The organism is Moorena sp. SIO3I6 (assembly GCF_010672095.1).
Genome location: NZ_JAAHHU010000026.1, coordinates 87,733 through 103,479 on the forward strand (window position 1 = coordinate 87,733; position 15,747 = coordinate 103,479).

General features: G+C 44.4%; 14 protein-coding genes. 9 read left to right on the forward strand and 5 right to left on the reverse strand.

From position 1 onward, the window contains the following. Positions 1 to 15 precede the first annotated feature (15 nt). Genes F6K49_RS09995 through F6K49_RS10010 form a run of 4 tightly spaced genes read left to right on the forward strand, consistent with a single transcriptional unit; the run spans position 16 to position 6,579 of the window. Positions 16 to 921 (forward strand): hypothetical protein, encoded by a 906-nt coding sequence (locus tag F6K49_RS09995; protein ID WP_293027947.1) that lies wholly within the window; start codon positions 16 to 18, stop codon positions 919 to 921. Between the two features lie 17 nt (positions 922 to 938). Beyond that, on the forward strand, positions 939 to 2,012 hold the full coding sequence (locus F6K49_RS10000) for a DUF4231 domain-containing protein (protein ID WP_293096233.1): 1,074 nt from the start codon (positions 939 to 941) through the stop codon (positions 2,010 to 2,012). Positions 2,013 to 2,038: 26 nt separating this feature from the next. Then, entirely contained in the window at positions 2,039 to 2,392 is a 354-nt protein-coding gene (locus F6K49_RS10005) for a hypothetical protein (RefSeq protein ID WP_293096237.1), read from the forward strand. A gap of 26 nt (positions 2,393 to 2,418) precedes the next feature. Further along, positions 2,419 to 6,579: a TIR domain-containing protein gene (locus F6K49_RS10010; protein ID WP_293096240.1), complete on the forward strand. Its 4,161-nt coding sequence runs from the start codon at positions 2,419 to 2,421 to the stop codon at positions 6,577 to 6,579. On the opposite strand, the gene F6K49_RS10015 is transcribed toward F6K49_RS10010, so the two are convergent. Then, the gene (locus F6K49_RS10015; RefSeq protein ID WP_293079575.1) at positions 6,560 to 6,724 is read right to left on the reverse strand and encodes a hypothetical protein; all 165 of its coding nucleotides are present in this window, start codon (positions 6,722 to 6,724) and stop codon (positions 6,560 to 6,562) included. The genes F6K49_RS10010 and F6K49_RS10015 overlap by 20 nt on opposite strands. Here F6K49_RS10015 and F6K49_RS10020 point away from each other — a divergent pair. From F6K49_RS10020 to F6K49_RS10030, 3 genes are all read left to right on the forward strand, one after another. Beyond that, positions 6,712 to 7,152: a DUF29 domain-containing protein gene (locus tag F6K49_RS10020; protein ID WP_293037642.1), complete on the forward strand. Its 441-nt coding sequence runs from the start codon at positions 6,712 to 6,714 to the stop codon at positions 7,150 to 7,152. The genes F6K49_RS10015 and F6K49_RS10020 overlap by 13 nt on opposite strands. Positions 7,153 to 7,315: 163 nt before the next feature. After that, the gene (locus tag F6K49_RS10025) at positions 7,316 to 7,822 is read left to right on the forward strand and encodes a Uma2 family endonuclease (protein WP_293037645.1); all 507 of its coding nucleotides are present in this window, start codon (positions 7,316 to 7,318) and stop codon (positions 7,820 to 7,822) included. A gap of 611 nt (positions 7,823 to 8,433) precedes the next feature. Further along, positions 8,434 to 9,678, forward strand: coding sequence for an FAD-dependent hydroxylase (locus tag F6K49_RS10030; RefSeq protein ID WP_293096245.1), 1,245 nt, complete (start codon positions 8,434 to 8,436; stop codon positions 9,676 to 9,678). Positions 9,679 to 9,695: 17 nt separating this feature from the next. On the opposite strand, the gene F6K49_RS10035 is transcribed toward F6K49_RS10030, so the two are convergent. Continuing rightward, a complete protein-coding gene (locus tag F6K49_RS10035; protein WP_293096248.1) occupies positions 9,696 to 10,319 on the reverse strand; it encodes a hypothetical protein in 624 nt (207 codons plus the stop codon). A gap of 418 nt (positions 10,320 to 10,737) precedes the next feature. On the opposite strand from F6K49_RS10035, the gene F6K49_RS10040 reads away from it, so the two are divergent. Next, positions 10,738 to 12,216: a leucyl aminopeptidase gene (locus F6K49_RS10040; RefSeq protein WP_075903719.1), complete on the forward strand. Its 1,479-nt coding sequence runs from the start codon at positions 10,738 to 10,740 to the stop codon at positions 12,214 to 12,216. 371 nt (positions 12,217 to 12,587) lie between these two features. On the opposite strand, the gene F6K49_RS10045 is transcribed toward F6K49_RS10040, so the two are convergent. From F6K49_RS10045 to F6K49_RS10055, 3 genes are all read right to left on the reverse strand, one after another. Then, entirely contained in the window at positions 12,588 to 12,989 is a 402-nt protein-coding gene (locus F6K49_RS10045) for a transcriptional regulator (protein ID WP_293096253.1), read from the reverse strand. Beyond that, a complete protein-coding gene (locus F6K49_RS10050) occupies positions 12,973 to 13,272 on the reverse strand; it encodes a type II toxin-antitoxin system HigB family toxin (RefSeq protein ID WP_008189566.1) in 300 nt (99 codons plus the stop codon). The genes F6K49_RS10045 and F6K49_RS10050 overlap by 17 nt, the downstream gene beginning before the upstream one ends. Positions 13,273 to 13,664: 392 nt before the next feature. After that, complete coding sequence (locus F6K49_RS10055; RefSeq protein ID WP_293037657.1) at positions 13,665 to 13,865, reverse strand: hypothetical protein; 201 nt, start codon at positions 13,863 to 13,865, stop codon at positions 13,665 to 13,667. Positions 13,866 to 13,880: 15 nt separating this feature from the next. Between F6K49_RS10055 and F6K49_RS10060 the strand changes: the two genes are divergently transcribed. Continuing rightward, positions 13,881 to 15,605: an ABC transporter ATP-binding protein gene (locus F6K49_RS10060; protein ID WP_293096256.1), complete on the forward strand. Its 1,725-nt coding sequence runs from the start codon at positions 13,881 to 13,883 to the stop codon at positions 15,603 to 15,605. Positions 15,606 to 15,747 lie beyond the last annotated feature (142 nt).

Here is a 15,747-nt window from a genome sequence, read left to right on the forward strand (position 1 = left end):
CACCAAAAGGTCTTAATGGCTAGATGCGCAGGCATCGCTCCCCCCCGATTGCTCAAGAGGAGAGTTTTAGCTAAGTCTGGTGCTTTGTCCCAGCATGGAAACAAGCCAAACCATCTCATCTTCAAGCAGTTCTTAAATAACCAGCCTCTCACACTCACCTTCAAGAATGGGCAAACGGCTTGTGCTATTCAAGTGGATCATTCTGTTGACTTGTCTGCTGCCCTGAACCAAATCGGTCTTCACGGCTCCCGTCCGGTTCTAGTGGTAGTTGGGGGGGCAAGTAAGATGAGTGATCAGAGTATGGCTCGTCTGCGCTTGTTGTTTGTCAATGTACTAGCTCCCATTGCTGAAACCCTCGGAGCATGTGTGGTGGATGGCGGTACCGATACTGGGGTGATGCAGATGATGGGGCAAGCTCGTGCTGAGATTGCTGGCACCTTTCCCTTAGTAGGTATTGCCCCAGTGGGCCAGATTGCGCTTCCTGATGCACCCCCCTCATCTTCTGGTCAAACATCACTGGAGCCAAATCATACTCATTTTGTGCTGATTCCTGGGTCTACCTGGGGTGATGAATCCCCCTGGTTGGCTCGTATAGCTACTACCCTGGCAGACGAAAAGCCATCAGTCACAGTAATGGCTAACGGTGGGGCGATTACCTTGGTAGACTTATTTGAAAACAAGAAAGCTGGACGACCATTGGTAGTTCTTGGGGGCAGTGGTCGGTTGGCAGATGAAATTACGATGGCAGTACGCTATCCAGAACAAGAAGCACGAGAATCTGTTACGGAACTATTACAACCAAATCACTTGCAACAAAATCACTTGACCTGTTACGACCTCTCACAACCATTCAGTGAATTGACTAAAATCCTCATGGAGGGACTGACGAGACAGTCAATGTACACATTAAAAAGTACATAGACTACACATAGACTGTCATGACGTCAGAAGTTGAGGCTACATACTCCCCTGGGCCAAGCCCAACCCTCAAACGTGCTTGGGAACGTCAGCGTACCTATAGCAAAAATGCCACAGCGGCTCAGAAACGTTTCTTCCTGCTGCGGATAGGAATTCTGGTATTGAGTGTGTTGGCTACCTTGCTAGCTGTGGTCCACTCAGAGTTGGTAGACATCCTTGGTGATTCACACCAGACGGTCAAAGTAATTCACTACATTCTTCTACTAGTGCCAATTGCTCTAAGTGTACTACTAGCAGGTGCAGTTAAGTTCGACAAAGGTGGCAATTGGATTCTGTTACGGGGTAGTGCCGAGGCAATTAAAAGGGAAATTTACTGTTACCGTGCGCAAGTTGGGGAATACAGTGATAACACGTCGCGGGATGCTAAGCTGGCACGCAAGGTCAAGGTGATTAGTCAAAGGCTAAAAGGAACCACAGTTCACCACACTAGTTTTAGCCCCTACGAGGGGGAAGTTTCCCGTAGAAAACGCTCATCCTTAAGCAAAGACAAGAAAAGCAAGGACAAGAAACATCAGGAAGCTCAACAGCATCATCAAGACGATAAGTTTTCTGACCTCACCCCCGAACACTACCTAGTCTGGCGAGTGGAAGACCAGTTTAAGTGGTACCGAAAGCGAACTAGGAAACTTGATATACAATTGCATGGCTACCAGTGGGGAGTATATATCTTGGGCGGTGTGGGTTCATTTCTGGTGGCGCTGGGTGAAGACATCTGGGTGGCGGTCAGTACAGCCTTTGCTGCAGCATTTTCGAGTTTCCTGGAATTGAAACGGGTTGAGACAACGCTGATTGCTTACAACCAAGCAGCTGATGATTTGTACGATATAAGCACTTGGTGGCATGGTCTCTCAGACGAGGAAAAATTGGAGAAATTTGAGTTATTGGTGATCAGTACAGAGAAAACCATCCAAAGCGAAAATGTAGGCTGGGTGCAAGAGATGAATGATGCACTAGCAGAACTCTATGGTGAAACCCAGGAGTCTGAGGCTCAGGAAAAAAACACCTCTCCGTCTAAGAAAGTCGATACTAAATGAGATCATTTATAATATCATTTACGTGCTTGACAGACTGGCTTTCTTGTGGTGTAAATTCATCCGATGGGCAGAGCACCAGAGGTGACACCTCAATCCTAACTATTCTTCAGCTGCTCCCCATTGGTTATATCCGTTACCTATCCGTTACCCATCTGTTGCCCCTATTTCCTTGTCTTGATGCAAAGCGCGAGTGGGGGAAACCACGGCAGTCGCTCATGGGGGAGACCCCCAAGACCGCGCTGCCTCCCCAAGACCGTAATGGTGCTTTTTCCGTAGGCGAATTAAATTCGCCACGGGTCGCACCTCTGCATCGCTCTCACAACTCTTCAAGCTTGCTCGATTTACGAAATCCAGGGTGTTACAAGTGTAGTGTTAAGTAGATATCCTCACTTAGACCCCTGGACAAATGACTATATTTTTCGATGCCTTTATCTCCTACGGACGTGCTGACAGCAAAGCCTTTGCTACTAAACTTGAAGCTAGACTAACACAATTGGGCTTAACGGTCTGGTTTGACCAGAAGGACATTCCGCCTGCTGTAGATTGGCAGCATCAGATTGATAATGGCATTGAGAGAACTCATAACTTCATTTTTATCATTTCCCCCCATTCCGTTAATTCAAAATACTGCCTCAAAGAAATTGAACTGGCTATTAAATACAATAAACGCATTATTCCTTTAGTGCATGTTAAATCCCCTCGTGACAAAATTCCTACGATTATCCGTAAACTGAACTGGATCTATTTCCAAGATAAAATCAACGATTTTGAAGCGTCCTTTAAACAATTAATGAATTCCATCCGTAAGCATGCTGATTATGTAGAACAGCATACTCGGTTTTTAGTTAAAGCTCTGGAGTGGGACAGAAATCAACAACAAACTAACCACCTGTTAATCCAGTCAGAACGGATTCAAGCTGAATCTTGGTTAAAGGTACGGTTTAAAAAAGAGCAAGCTCCTTGTGTGCCAACGGATTTACATTGTGAGTTTATTTGTGAAAGCACCAAAAATGCCAATAATTTAATGACCCAAGTGTTTATCTCTTATTCTGATAAAGATCAAGATATCAAGGATAAACTTAGCAAAACCCTGATGCGGGAAGGAATCACAATCTGGAAACCTGAAACTGATATTAAAACCGGTATAGACTTCCAAGCGGCAATCAACCAAGGAATTGAGGAAGCTGATAATGTCATTTACTTAATTTCACCCAATTCGAGTCAATCAAAATACTGTCAGCAAGAACTTGAACACGCCTTTGCTCACAATAAACGGATTATATCACTACTGATTGAAGACACGGATATTGACCAAATACCACCAAAAATTCGCTCCTTACAATTCCTAGATTTTACTAAGTCTAACCATGAAGGAAACTACCGCTTAATGGCTGCTCAATTATTAAAAGAATTAAATCAAGATGCTCTCTATTACGAAGAGCATAAGCTTTTGTTAGTCAAAGCGATCAAATGGCTGAGCCAAAACCGTAATTCTAGCATTTTATTGCGGGGTCACAATTTAAACTATTACGAAAACTGGCTGAAAGTAAATCGGCAACGCCTGGAACATCCACCCCTAGGATTACATGAAGAATTTCTGGCGGCTAGCAGGAATCAACAGCATGAATCTTATCTAGACGTTTTTATTTCTTATTCCCGTACTGATTCGGATTTGGCTAGGAAGTTAAATGAGGCATTGCAGTTACAGGGTAAAACTACTTGGTTTGACCAAGAAAGTATTCCTCCGGGCAGTGATTTTCAAGAGGAAATCTATCGTGGAATTGAACATTCTGATAATTTCTTATTTATTATTTCCCCTGCTTCGGTAAATTCACGCTACTGTGCTGGGGAGGTAGACTATGCTCAGACATTAAATAAACGGTTTGTGACTGTGCTTTCTTCACAGGTAGCAGCAAAAATGCTACATCCTGGATTAGCTAGCATCCAGTGGATTGATTTCAACCGGCATGGAGGAGATTTTTATCCCAATTTCAGTGAATTGGTCAGAACCCTTGATACTGACCGAGAGCATGTGCGCAGTCACACCAAATGGTTGCAGCGAGCTAGGGAATGGCAGCAGTCTAAGCAAGATACAGATTTGCTGTTGCGTGGCAGCGAATTTTCTATTGCCCAACAATGGTTGCTTGATGCCGAGACCAATGATAAACAGCCGACTGCGACACCTTTACACAAGGACTATATTGCTAAAAGTCGGGATGCCATATCGATTTTGAGAAAACGGGAAAAGCGTCGATTAGTTATCTTACGGTTGTCCCTTACTTTGATGAGTGCAGCATTTGCAGCAGCTGTTGGCTTTGGCTTGGTTGCTTTCATGCAATGGAAACGGCCAGAAACGGTTAGGGAAGGTCACATTAATGCTCTGAGTCGATATTCACTGGCTCTGAGAGAATCAAATCAGGAATTTGATGCCCTGATCGAAGCAATCAGGGCTGCACGGCAACTGCAAAAACAGATACGTAGTGTAAAACCTGAAACTGAGGGGCTGGTTAGGACAGCATTGCACGGAGCAATGTCTTGGGTTAGAGAATACAACCGTTTGGTAGGCCATAACAGTTGGGTTACTAGTGTTAGTTTTAGCCCTGACGGTAATCTGATTGCTTCTGCTAGTAAAGACCATACTGTCAAACTGTGGAGCCGCAAGGGTAAGCCACTCCAAACCTTTAAGGGACATGACGGTACCGTTTGGAATGTTAGTTTCAGCCCAGATGGCAAGACTATTGCTACAGCTAGTCAGGATAAGACGGTCAAACTGTGGAGCTTAGACGGGAAAAACCTCCAAACCTTTAAAGGACATCAGCGTGGAGTGCGGAGCGTGAGTTTTAGTCCGGACGGCAGGATGCTGGCTACGGCTAGTAACGATAATACTGTCAAGCTGTGGAGCCTCAATGGCAACCAACTCCAAACCTTTGAGGGGATTGCGGCTGGATATCGCAGTATCAGCTTTAGTCCGGATGGCAAAATTCTGGCTTCTGCTGGAAGTAACAATACTATCAAACTCTGGCAGCTGGATGGGACAAGTATTGCAACGTTTAAGGGGCATAAGGCTGAGGTTTATAGCGTCAGTTTCTCACCCCAAGGCAAGATGATTGCTTCTGCTAGTAGGGATAAGACTATCAAACTCTGGAGCCTTGATGGTCGGGAACTGAAGACTTTTCCAAAGAAATTCGCTGGAGTCAGAAGCGTCAGGTTCAGCCCGGATGGCAAAACCCTCGCCTCTGCTAGTCGGGATAAAACCGTCAAACTCTGGAGCCTTGATGGCTCGGAACTCCAAACCTTCCGAGGGCATCAGGCTGGGGCTTATGACCTTAGCTTTAGCCCAGATGGCAAGACCCTGGCTAGTGCTAGTGAAGATAAAACCATTAAACTCTGGCGCTTATATGCGAAAACACCTCGCACTTTCAAGGGTCATAGGAGTAATGTCTGGAGTGTGAGTTTTAGCCCAGATGGCAAAACCTTGGCTAGTGCTAGTGAAGATAAAACTGCTAAGCTATGGCATTTAGATTATACCTGTGGCAAGGAAGTATTAGGGGAAATAAGGTCTAGTAAAACTATCAATATGCTGGATTTTTGTTTGACTCCAAAAGTTCTAGACAGCCACAGGGATGCAGTGTTTAGTGTTAGTTTCAGCCCCGATGGCAAAACTATTGCTACAGGTAGCCGGGATAGTAAGGTTAGACTTTGGAGTAAGGATGGTAAAAAAATCCAAACACTCCAGGGGCATCAGGCTGGAGTCTTTAGCGTTAGTTTCAGCCCTGACAGTCAGACGATTGTATCTGGCAGTTGGGATAAAGCTGTCAAGCTTTGGACTTTTAAAGGAAGAGAACGCCAAAGGTTTAAAAAGCTTAGGGCTGCGGTTAGAAGTGTTAATTTTAGTCCCGATGGTATGATGATTGCTGCTGGTAGTGATGATAATACTATCAAGCTTTGGAGTCGGGGAAACTTATGTAATGGTGAATTAAAATCAGCAAACTTAAAATCAGTAAACTTAAAAGCAGCAAACTTAAAACCAGCAGTTGGCTCAGACCATAACACAAATTTTTTGCCTTTTTGCTTAACTCCTACTATCCTCAAAGGTCATGATGATGTAATTTGGAGTGTCAGTTTTAGTCCCGACAGTCAGATGCTTGTCTCTGGTAGTGAGGACGAAACAGTTAAACTTTGGAGTAGAGACGGTAAAGAAATCCGAACTCTCAAAGGGCATAAGGGTAAGGTGTTTAGCGTCAGTTTCAGCCCAGATGGCAAGATGATTGCTTCGGCTAGTGGTGACAAAACGGTTAAACTCTGGAATTTGAAGGGGCAAGAACTTGAAACTCTGATTGGACATAATGATGGCGTTTTTAGCCTCAGTTTCAGTCCCGATGGCAAAATCCTGGCTTCATCTGACTCCAGTGGCAATGTGATTATGTGGGATATGGATCTAAGTTTAGATTTCAATGACCTTCTGGGTCGGGCTTGTGATTGGGTAGGGGATTATCTCAAGCACAATTCTGCAATCGATGAAAGCGATCGCACTCTTTGTGATGGTATTAAACCCAAATCAAAATAGACTGGATTAAGGAAAGGCAAGAGGCAAGAGGCAAGAGGCAAGAGGCAAGAGGCAAGAGGCAAGAGGCAAGAGGCAAGAGGCAAGAGTTAATAAAGTAAGAGATAAATTGGGTATAGAAAGGGAGAGACACTTGTGGAAAAAGCATACACAAAAGATTTTAATTCCTGGACACAACAAACAGCACAGTTGTTGCGAGAAGGTCGTTGGCAAGAGATTGACTTAGAAAATCTGATTGAGGAGGTTGAAGACTTGGGCAAGAGTGAAAGGCGGGGAATTACTAGCCAATTGATTCGCCTGCTGTTGCATTTGCTCAAGTGGCAATACCAGCATCAGCGTCGCTCCGATAGCTGGCTGGATTCGATTACTGACGCTCGTACTCAGATTGAGTTAGCTATTGAAGATAGTCCCAGTCTCAGGAGCTATCCCGCTGAGCAGCTGGAACAAAGCTATCAGCGGGCTCGCCGTAAGGCAGCCCAGCAAACAGGAATGTCTGTTTCGGTTTTCCCAGAGGCTTGCCCCTATTCTCTTGAATTGATTTTAGATCAGGATTGGTTACCAGAAGCTGAAAATTAAAGCCTATTTTAGGATAAAATTGGGGATATTAAATTAATTGATATTGGGGTGAGTGAACCCATAACTTGGACTCAAAAACTAAAGGCACTAGAGGCACGGGTTGATAAATGGGAAACGGATAACCCCTCAGAAAATTAAGCTGTTTTTTTAACGTTAAGTTATCATGACCCTGATCAAAACTAAGCGCTTTAGCCTAGCTGACTATCATCGCTTGATTGATAATGGTTTTCTAACAGAAGATGACCGGGTGGAGTTGATTCGGGGAGAGTTAATACAAATGGTGGCGAAGGGTACGTCCCACTCGGTTTGCAACACTAAGTTATGGCGAGAGTTGGACAGACTAGTAGGCGACCGTGGGGTGGTACGGGGACAGGAACCAATCATCCTATCGAACGACAGTGAACCGGAACCGGATGTTGCGATCGCATGGGGTCAGGCGGATGACTACTTGCCAAATCACCCTTATCCAAAGGATATATTCCTAGTGATTGAGGTGTCAGATTCAACCCTGGAGTATGACCAAACCGTAAAGCTATCCTTATATTCAGAAAACCAAATTCAGGATTACTGGATTGTTAACCTGGTGGCTGGTCAACTAGAGTGCTATACTCAGCCCTATCAAGATACTCAAAGAAATTTCGGCTATCGCTTGACACTCCCCGCCCTATAAGAGCGGGGATTCTTAGTTCTACGACATGCCTTAAAATTAGTTATCCTGAAAGGCAATACTTAAGCCAAATATCCGTCCAGAAGAACCAAATATTGAGCCTAATTTAACTAACCCCAGTGGGCTTGTCTCCCTAAGCGTTGGGATTTACCGTTCCCGTGTGCCCCACGGTACGTTATATACTTTTAATTTGTACTTTACTGGTTTTCGGTGTCTGTTAAGACCCATGCGTTTTAGAGGTTTTTCGCGCCTCGTGTACTAGCATCGCTTTACGTCGTTGTTGAGTGAGGCAGTACCGACGAATCCTGCCTGTGCTAGGCTACACACTTAGATATATTATACACTATTTTTTTTATAACTTCTGGAAAAGTCGCCCTAGAAGGGCGTTCGCCTAGCGTGGCCATAGGCCAGGCTTGAAACCCAAAATTTTTGGTCAAACGGGTAGTGTTGCCCAATGAAACGGTTACCATTCCTGGTCTTGGAGATCTGTCCCTAGAGTTAAGTCGTGTGTTTCCAGGTTGAGCAAAATTGGATCAGTTGATGGGTTGATCTAAAAGCGTCAAAATGAAAAAGAGTATATATTACTATTTACCGAGACACTTACTACTATAGTTATGGCGCTGGAACTGCTGATTCAAACTACCTCAGCAACCCATCAAAGTTTTGATTACGACCTAGCCATTGTAGGGGGTGGCATTACTGGTTCTACCCTGGCCTGTGCGTTGAAACATTCTGGGTTGAGCGTATTACTCATAGAAGCCAAACCGAAGTCAGTGGCCGTTGCCAGGGTACAAGCCTATGCCTTGTCTATCCTCTCAGGGCGTATTTTCGCAGGTATTGGGGTTTGGGATAAAATCCTGCCACAGATTAGCACATTTCGGCAGATCAGGCTTTCCGATGCTAACCATTCCGGTGTCGTGCATTTTTCCCCTTCAGATTTAGGTACCAACGCTCTAGGGTATGTGGGAGAACACCGTCCGGTGCTAACGTCGTTGCAAGAATTTTTGACAGATTGCCCCAATGTTGACTGGCTGTGTCCAGCAGAAGTAGTGGATGTAGACTATCAGGAGTCTGGGGTCGAGATTACTGTCAAGGAGGGTGATACTAAGCATCGAATCAGGACAAGGCTCGTGGTGGCGGCGGATGGAGCGCGATCGCAAATTCGGACTAGGGCTAGGATTACGACTCGTGGCTGGAAATACTGGCAATCTTGTGTGACTGCCCGGATTAAAACCGAAAAGCCCCACAATAATACGGCTTTTGAACGCTTCTGGCCTAGTGGTCCGATGGGGGTGCTGCCCTTGTCAGAGAATCGCTGCCAGGTGGTGTGGACAGCACCCCATGCTGAAGCCAAAGCGTTACAAGCACTAGACGAAGATCAGTTTCTCGCTAAGCTGGAATACTACACTGGTGGTCTGTTGGGTCGCTTGGAGTTGGAATGCGATCGCTATTTGTTTCCAGTGCAATTGATGCAGAGCGATCGCTATATTCAGTCACGATTGGCACTAATTGGTGATGCTGCCCATTGTTGCCATCCTGTCGGTGGTCAAGGACTAAACCTTGGGATTCGCGATGCTGCTGCCCTTGCCCAAGTCTTGACTGAGGCACACCAAGCAGGGGAAGATATTGGAGCCATAGAGGTTCTTAAGCGCTATGAAAACTGGCGCAAGCAAGAGAATCTAGTCATCTTAGGGTTTACCGATACCCTGGATCGGATCTTTTCCAACAACTGGTTACCAATAGTCGGGATACGCCGTCTCGGGTTATGGATGCTGCGCCGGATTCGTCCAGTGAAGATTTATGCCTTGAAGTTGATGACTGGTTTAAGGGGAAATATTCCTCAAGTTGCTCAACACTAGAGCAGTGGCTCTCGCACTCAATTGCTGCTAGAGAGCGCTGCGATCAGAATTCTGGTTAAGGGTTCTAAATCGGTTGGTACCCGGTAGAGAGTCAATATTTGGGTGATTAATTTGTGTTGACGGTGCAGAATACCAAACTGCCAGATTGTTCCAGTTGAAACCGCTCCAAATAGCTGTGGCTGTTGCTCAACCGATGGGCATTTCTCCCACTGATCGAGGGCAATCAGTTCCACTGCCATCTGAGTGAAACCATTGGTAAGATCCTCTTGCTTTGCCTCAACTACTAACAGATTAGTCGTTGTCCTGAGCAAATAGTCCAACGCGCCTTGAAGCTGATTGCTGACCTTGATTGAATACTCAATTCGCAACTGCGCCCTTGTGTAGTGAATCAAATCTGCCATCACAGGTGCAATTAACATCTCCCGCCGGGATTGTTCGTTGGTGAGATCGAGGTAAGGTAAGATTTCTTCGAGGCGTGATTGGCGCTCCTGCAATCGATCTAAGTCACCCTGATATTGCCGCAAATCCAATAAGGTACGTTCTAGTGAATAGCCATATTCTGCCAAGAGTTCATCCGTCGGAGTTTTCAGTTTGGCTATTTCACTGAAGCTATAAGAACGGTTGGGGTCGAGCAGAGGCATAGGATGGAAACCAGAAATCAGCGATTAAGGGGAAATATTCCTCAAGTGGCTATACAATAAAGCATCGCTTAAGTCAATAGAACACTTCTTTCTAGTTTGGCTTACCTCGTCAAGCCAGTAAGACCTCGACAAAAATGTTTAGTTTCGTATAGCGTTGTCGAGGATTTATTTTTTGTGTGTTAACTGACTCGATATTTTGAGCCATAAACGTCTCGATCCGGAACAAGTTTATTGATAGTTTATGATTATAAATTATAAGTATAACACAGATAGAATGTTTTTTTCGTTAATCGTCAGATAAAATTTCAACAATCTTGACACTAACTACCCGCCACACCCCTCACCCCATTACCAGTCGATATCTGTTATGGTATTGGTCTCAAAACTATTCATTGTAACTACCTAGACAGAGAAAAATATGGAAATTCGAGGAACCGATACACCACGGTTAGACTGGACTGGTGATGCTCTAGCCATTGGGTTATTTGAGGATGCTGTAGAGCTGACTGGTGATTTAGCCGAGTTGGATCAGAAACTGGCTGGTACGATCACAGAATTGATCGAGGAAACAGAATTTAAGGGTAGCGCTAATAGTTCTGCTGTCACCCGTGTGGGATCCGCTAGCCCAATCCGTAAAATTATATTGTTAGGATTGGGTAAAGCAGATGACCTGAAGTTAGATACACTGCGCCGTGGGAGTGCCACAATTGCCCGGACTGCGAAACAGCAAAAGATTACAACTCTTGGAATTAGCCTACCCGTGGTTAATGATGACCCCACAGCAACGGCCCAAGGGATCACTGAGGGGATAATCCTGGCACTACACCAAGACAATCGCTTTAAGTCGGAATCCGAGGATAAGGGCGCAAAGCTGGAACAGATTGATTTACTGGGATTGGCTGGGCAAGAAGCAGGGATTGATAAGGCTCAGAAAATCTGTGAAGGTGTAATTTTGGCACGAGAGTTGGTGGCAGCACCAGCTAATGAGGTGACACCAATTAGTTTGGCTAAGACAGCAGAGGAGCTGGCCTCAGAGTATGGTTTTTCCCTGGAAATCTTGGACAGGGAAGCCTGTGAAGAACTGGGAATGGGTGCTTTCCTAGGGGTTGCCAAAGCTTCAGATCTGCCCCCCAAGTTTATTCATATTACCTACAAACCTGATGGCACGCCAAAACGCAAATTAGCGATTGTGGGTAAGGGGTTAACCTTTGACTCCGGTGGCTTGAATCTTAAAGGTGCTGGTAGTGGCATCGAGACTATGAAAATCGATATGGGGGGTGCGGCGGCTACCTTGGGGACTGCTAAGGCAATTGGCCAGTTAAAGCCAGATGTCGAAGTTCACTTTATCAGTGCGGCCACGGAGAATATGATTAGTGGTCATGCTATGCACCCAGGGGATATTCTTACTGCTTCTAATGGTAAGACGATTGAAGTCAATAATACGGATGCGGAAGGAAGACTGACCCTAGCAGATGCTTTAGTGTTTGCGGAAAAATTAGAGGTGGATGCGATCGCAGATTTAGCGACCTTGACTGGTGCCTGTGTTGTAGCATTGGGAAATGATATTGCTGGTTTATGGACAACCGATGAAACCATAGCGCAACAGTTTAAAGAGGCAGCAGAAGCCGCTGGTGAAAAACTCTGGCAGATGCCTATGGAAGAGAAGTACTTTGAGGGATTAAAGTCTCAAATTGCTGATTTCAAAAATACTGGGCCCCGTGCAGCTGGTTCGATTACAGCAGCGTTGTTCTTGAAGCAATTTGTTAAGGAAACGCCTTGGGTACATATCGATATTGCTGGAACAGTTTGGACTGAGAAAGAAAATGGTTGTAATAATTCTGGTGCGACTGGCTTTCCAGTTCGTACTTTGGTGAATTGGGTATTGAGTGAGACTTAGAGTAATCGGTAATCGGTAATGAGTAATCGGTAACTGATCCAACTATACTTAAGATCATTACTTAAGATCATTAAGATCATTCCTTAGTTTAGCAATCCCATAGTAAGGCACGGCGGAAATAAAGATACTTTTCAAAGCGATGCAGCGCGGTCTTGGGGGTTTCCCCCATGAGCGACTGCCATAATTTTGAATTTTAAATTCCGCCCAGCATTACTAGCTATGGGTTTTCAAAAGAAGCAATTGGCTAAAGTACATAATTTATTAGTTTTAGGGAATAGGGAATAGTAAAAAACTTCTTTGTACCTCATAAGTATGGACAACACTATTATAAATCGAACTGAGGTATTACCAAATTTTGATTTGAGCTTTTTTTACATAAACAAACTGGGATCAACTTGAAAAAAAACTCCCAAGGTTTTGGCTTGATATTTGCTAATTTCTCGCTTCCCATTAACGATGTCATCAACGGTTTTTTGAGAGCCAATAATTCCCACTAAATCCGCAGGTTTTATGTCTTTTTGATCCATTAAAAAAAGTAACATAGACTGAGGCTCAGATCTAATCCCTGGGGAGTAATAGTCTTGTTCAAATTTTTCAATTAATGTAATCAGCAATTCATAAATTTCATCTTCTTCTGGTGTTCGTTTAGGTCGGTGCATCAACTCTTCTACAAAAGCTAAAGCTTTTTCATTCTCTTCTTCTGTTTTAATCATTTTAGGTTGATATTTTACTAACAGTTTTTTGTATGGCTTTTGATTAAAAGTAAGGGTCATTCTTCCAGTTATTATAGTCGTATTCTGCGTGATTCAGAATATACTTGATGTAAATTAAATGCTTTTCATAATCTATACTTACAATTAAGCGGTACTTATTCCCCTTAATATTAAAAACTGTAAAATTTCCTACTGCTTCAGCTTTTCTAAAAACCGATTGTACCTCAACTAAGTTAGACCAAGTAGCCTGATTGGCAATCTTATACCAGTTATCGAGAGCATCATGGCAATCAGCGTGTTTTTCACTAAATTCCCGCAAACGTCGATAGCTGATCACATGCATTTGATATCCTCTTTGGTGCCCTGAACCTAGACACAACTCTGATTTCCTGTCTTGATGCAATAGCGAGTGGGGGAAACCCCCAAGACCGCGCTGCATCGCTTTATTTTGAAACCAAAGGGAATAGAGCTATTCCAAGTTATGTTCACTAACCATTACAACGGTTGCTTAATCTGATTGCCTTGAATGGGACTGGTCTTGAACTGGGGGAATAAAAATGATTGATAACGCCCAAATTTATTTAACCTGGGAAATCCATATTATCTGGTCTTAAATGCTTCTATGGTGTTGTGCAGTGGTTTAATCACATCCTGATTTACCTGAGAGTGAAATGCTTTTTGGGGCTTGAAGCTCGAAGACAGATAAAATTATTATTCTTAAGGGCACAGTAGTTCTTACTTTGAATACCAACCAATGATCAGGATATCACAATAATGGTCATGGTCACACAGAACGTAGTGCGATCGCGTAGCGTGACCGTAGGTCAATCGCATTTTGGGAAGTCTGTAGTCTGTAGGATGGGCATTGCCTGGGCAAATCCGGGACTTATCACCATCAGCTAACCGTAAGTGATAGGTTAAAACAGAAGCCATCATTCTCCCGATTGACACTTGAAACCCCACTCTAGTTACTGGCAACTGCGACCTTACCTTCGTTCCCAAGGCTTAACTCTGGCCCAGACATTGGTTTCTACATTAGTATTCACCGTCTGCTGGCCCCTACTCCTTTGGCTATCTGAGCCCTTTTTTGATGTGGTCGGACAGGGAAAACTGGTCAGGAGTCTTCAGCTAGCTGGGTTAGCTGCTGTTGTGTTTCTGACCCAGAAAATAGCGCAGTACTGTTTATATACCCTATCAGCAAAAGCTTCACTACAGATTGCCCTCCATTTACGCCAAAACGTTTTTAACCATTTGCAGCGCCTCAGTATTGGTTACTTTGAAGCTGCTAGAACTGGTGACCTTACCTACCGACTCACGGAAGACCTCGATCGGATTGGGGAGGTGATTTACAAAATTGTTCGTGATTTTATTCCTTGTGTCTTGCAACTGATTGTAGTACTAACTGCTGTCATCTATATTAATCCAGAACTGACCCTAGCCATAGTAATTATTGCACCATTGATGGGCTTGTTGATTGGTTGGTTTGGGGAACAGATCCGTAAATTCTCCCATCGCAGCCAAAATCGGATATCGGATTTGTCCGCAATGCTGACGGAAGTGTTTAGCGGGATTCGCTTAATCCAAGCTTTTGCCGCAGAAGACTATACCCTGGAAAAATTTAGTCAAGAAGCAGAAAACAACCGCAAAGCCAAGTATGCTGCTGAACGCCTCAGAGCAATTCAGTTTCCAATAGTTGGTTTTCTCGAAGCCTTGTGCTTCTTGTTACTATTATTGTTGGGAGCATGGCAAATTGCTGAGGGTAACCTCACGGCTTCCAAGTTTGTCAGTTACGGTATCGGTGTTGCCATGTTGATTGATCCGATCAATATCTTAACCCAAAACTATAATGAGTTCAAACAGGGAGAAGCATCGATAGACCGCATCTTTGAACTATTTGCCCTTGAGCCAACGGTAATTGAAAAGCCAAGCGCTATAGTTTTCCCCCCAGCAACGGGTAGGGTGGAATACTGTAATGTCAGCTTTGGTTATCAACCTGGTGAGCCTGTACTGAGAAATTTGAATTTAGAAATTGCTGCGGGAGAGGCGATCGCATTAGTAGGCGCTTCGGGTGCTGGTAAAACTACTTTGGTTAATCTCCTGCCTCGCTTCTATGACCCGCAAGCTGGAGAAATCCTGATTGATGGGATCAATATCCAAGATATTACCCTCAATAGTCTACGGCGTCAGATTGGCATTGTTCCCCAGGATACCACTCTCTTCTCAGGTACTATTGCTCAGAACATTGCCTTTGGTCAGTTAAAACCTGACTTTAAAGCTGTTCAGGAAGCGGCTAAGATTGCCAATGCTCACCAATTCATTATTAAACTATCCCAAGGATATCACACTTGGGTAGGGGAGAGGGGAATTAATTTATCGGGAGGGCAACGACAACGGATTGCGATCGCACGAGCGGTACTGCTCGATCCTAGAATCTTGATTCTCGATGAAGCCACCTCCGCTTTAGACTCAGAATCAGAAGCCTTGGTACAAGAAGCCTTAGAACGGATTATGAAAGACCGCACTGTTTTTATTATTGCTCACCGATTAGCAACAGTGCGCCGTGCTGACCGGATTCTGGTAGTAGAACAAGGACGAATTGTTGAATCCGGAAACCATGAGGGACTGTTAGATAAAGGTGGTCGTTATGCTCGGTTTTATGCTCAGCAATTTAATTGATCTAGTCAAGGGAATAGGGAACAGGGAATCGGGAATCGGGAATCGGGAATCGGGAATCGGGAATCGGGAATCGGGAATCGGGAATCGGGAATCGGGAATCGGGAATCGGGAATCGGGAATCGGGAATCGGGAATCGGGAATC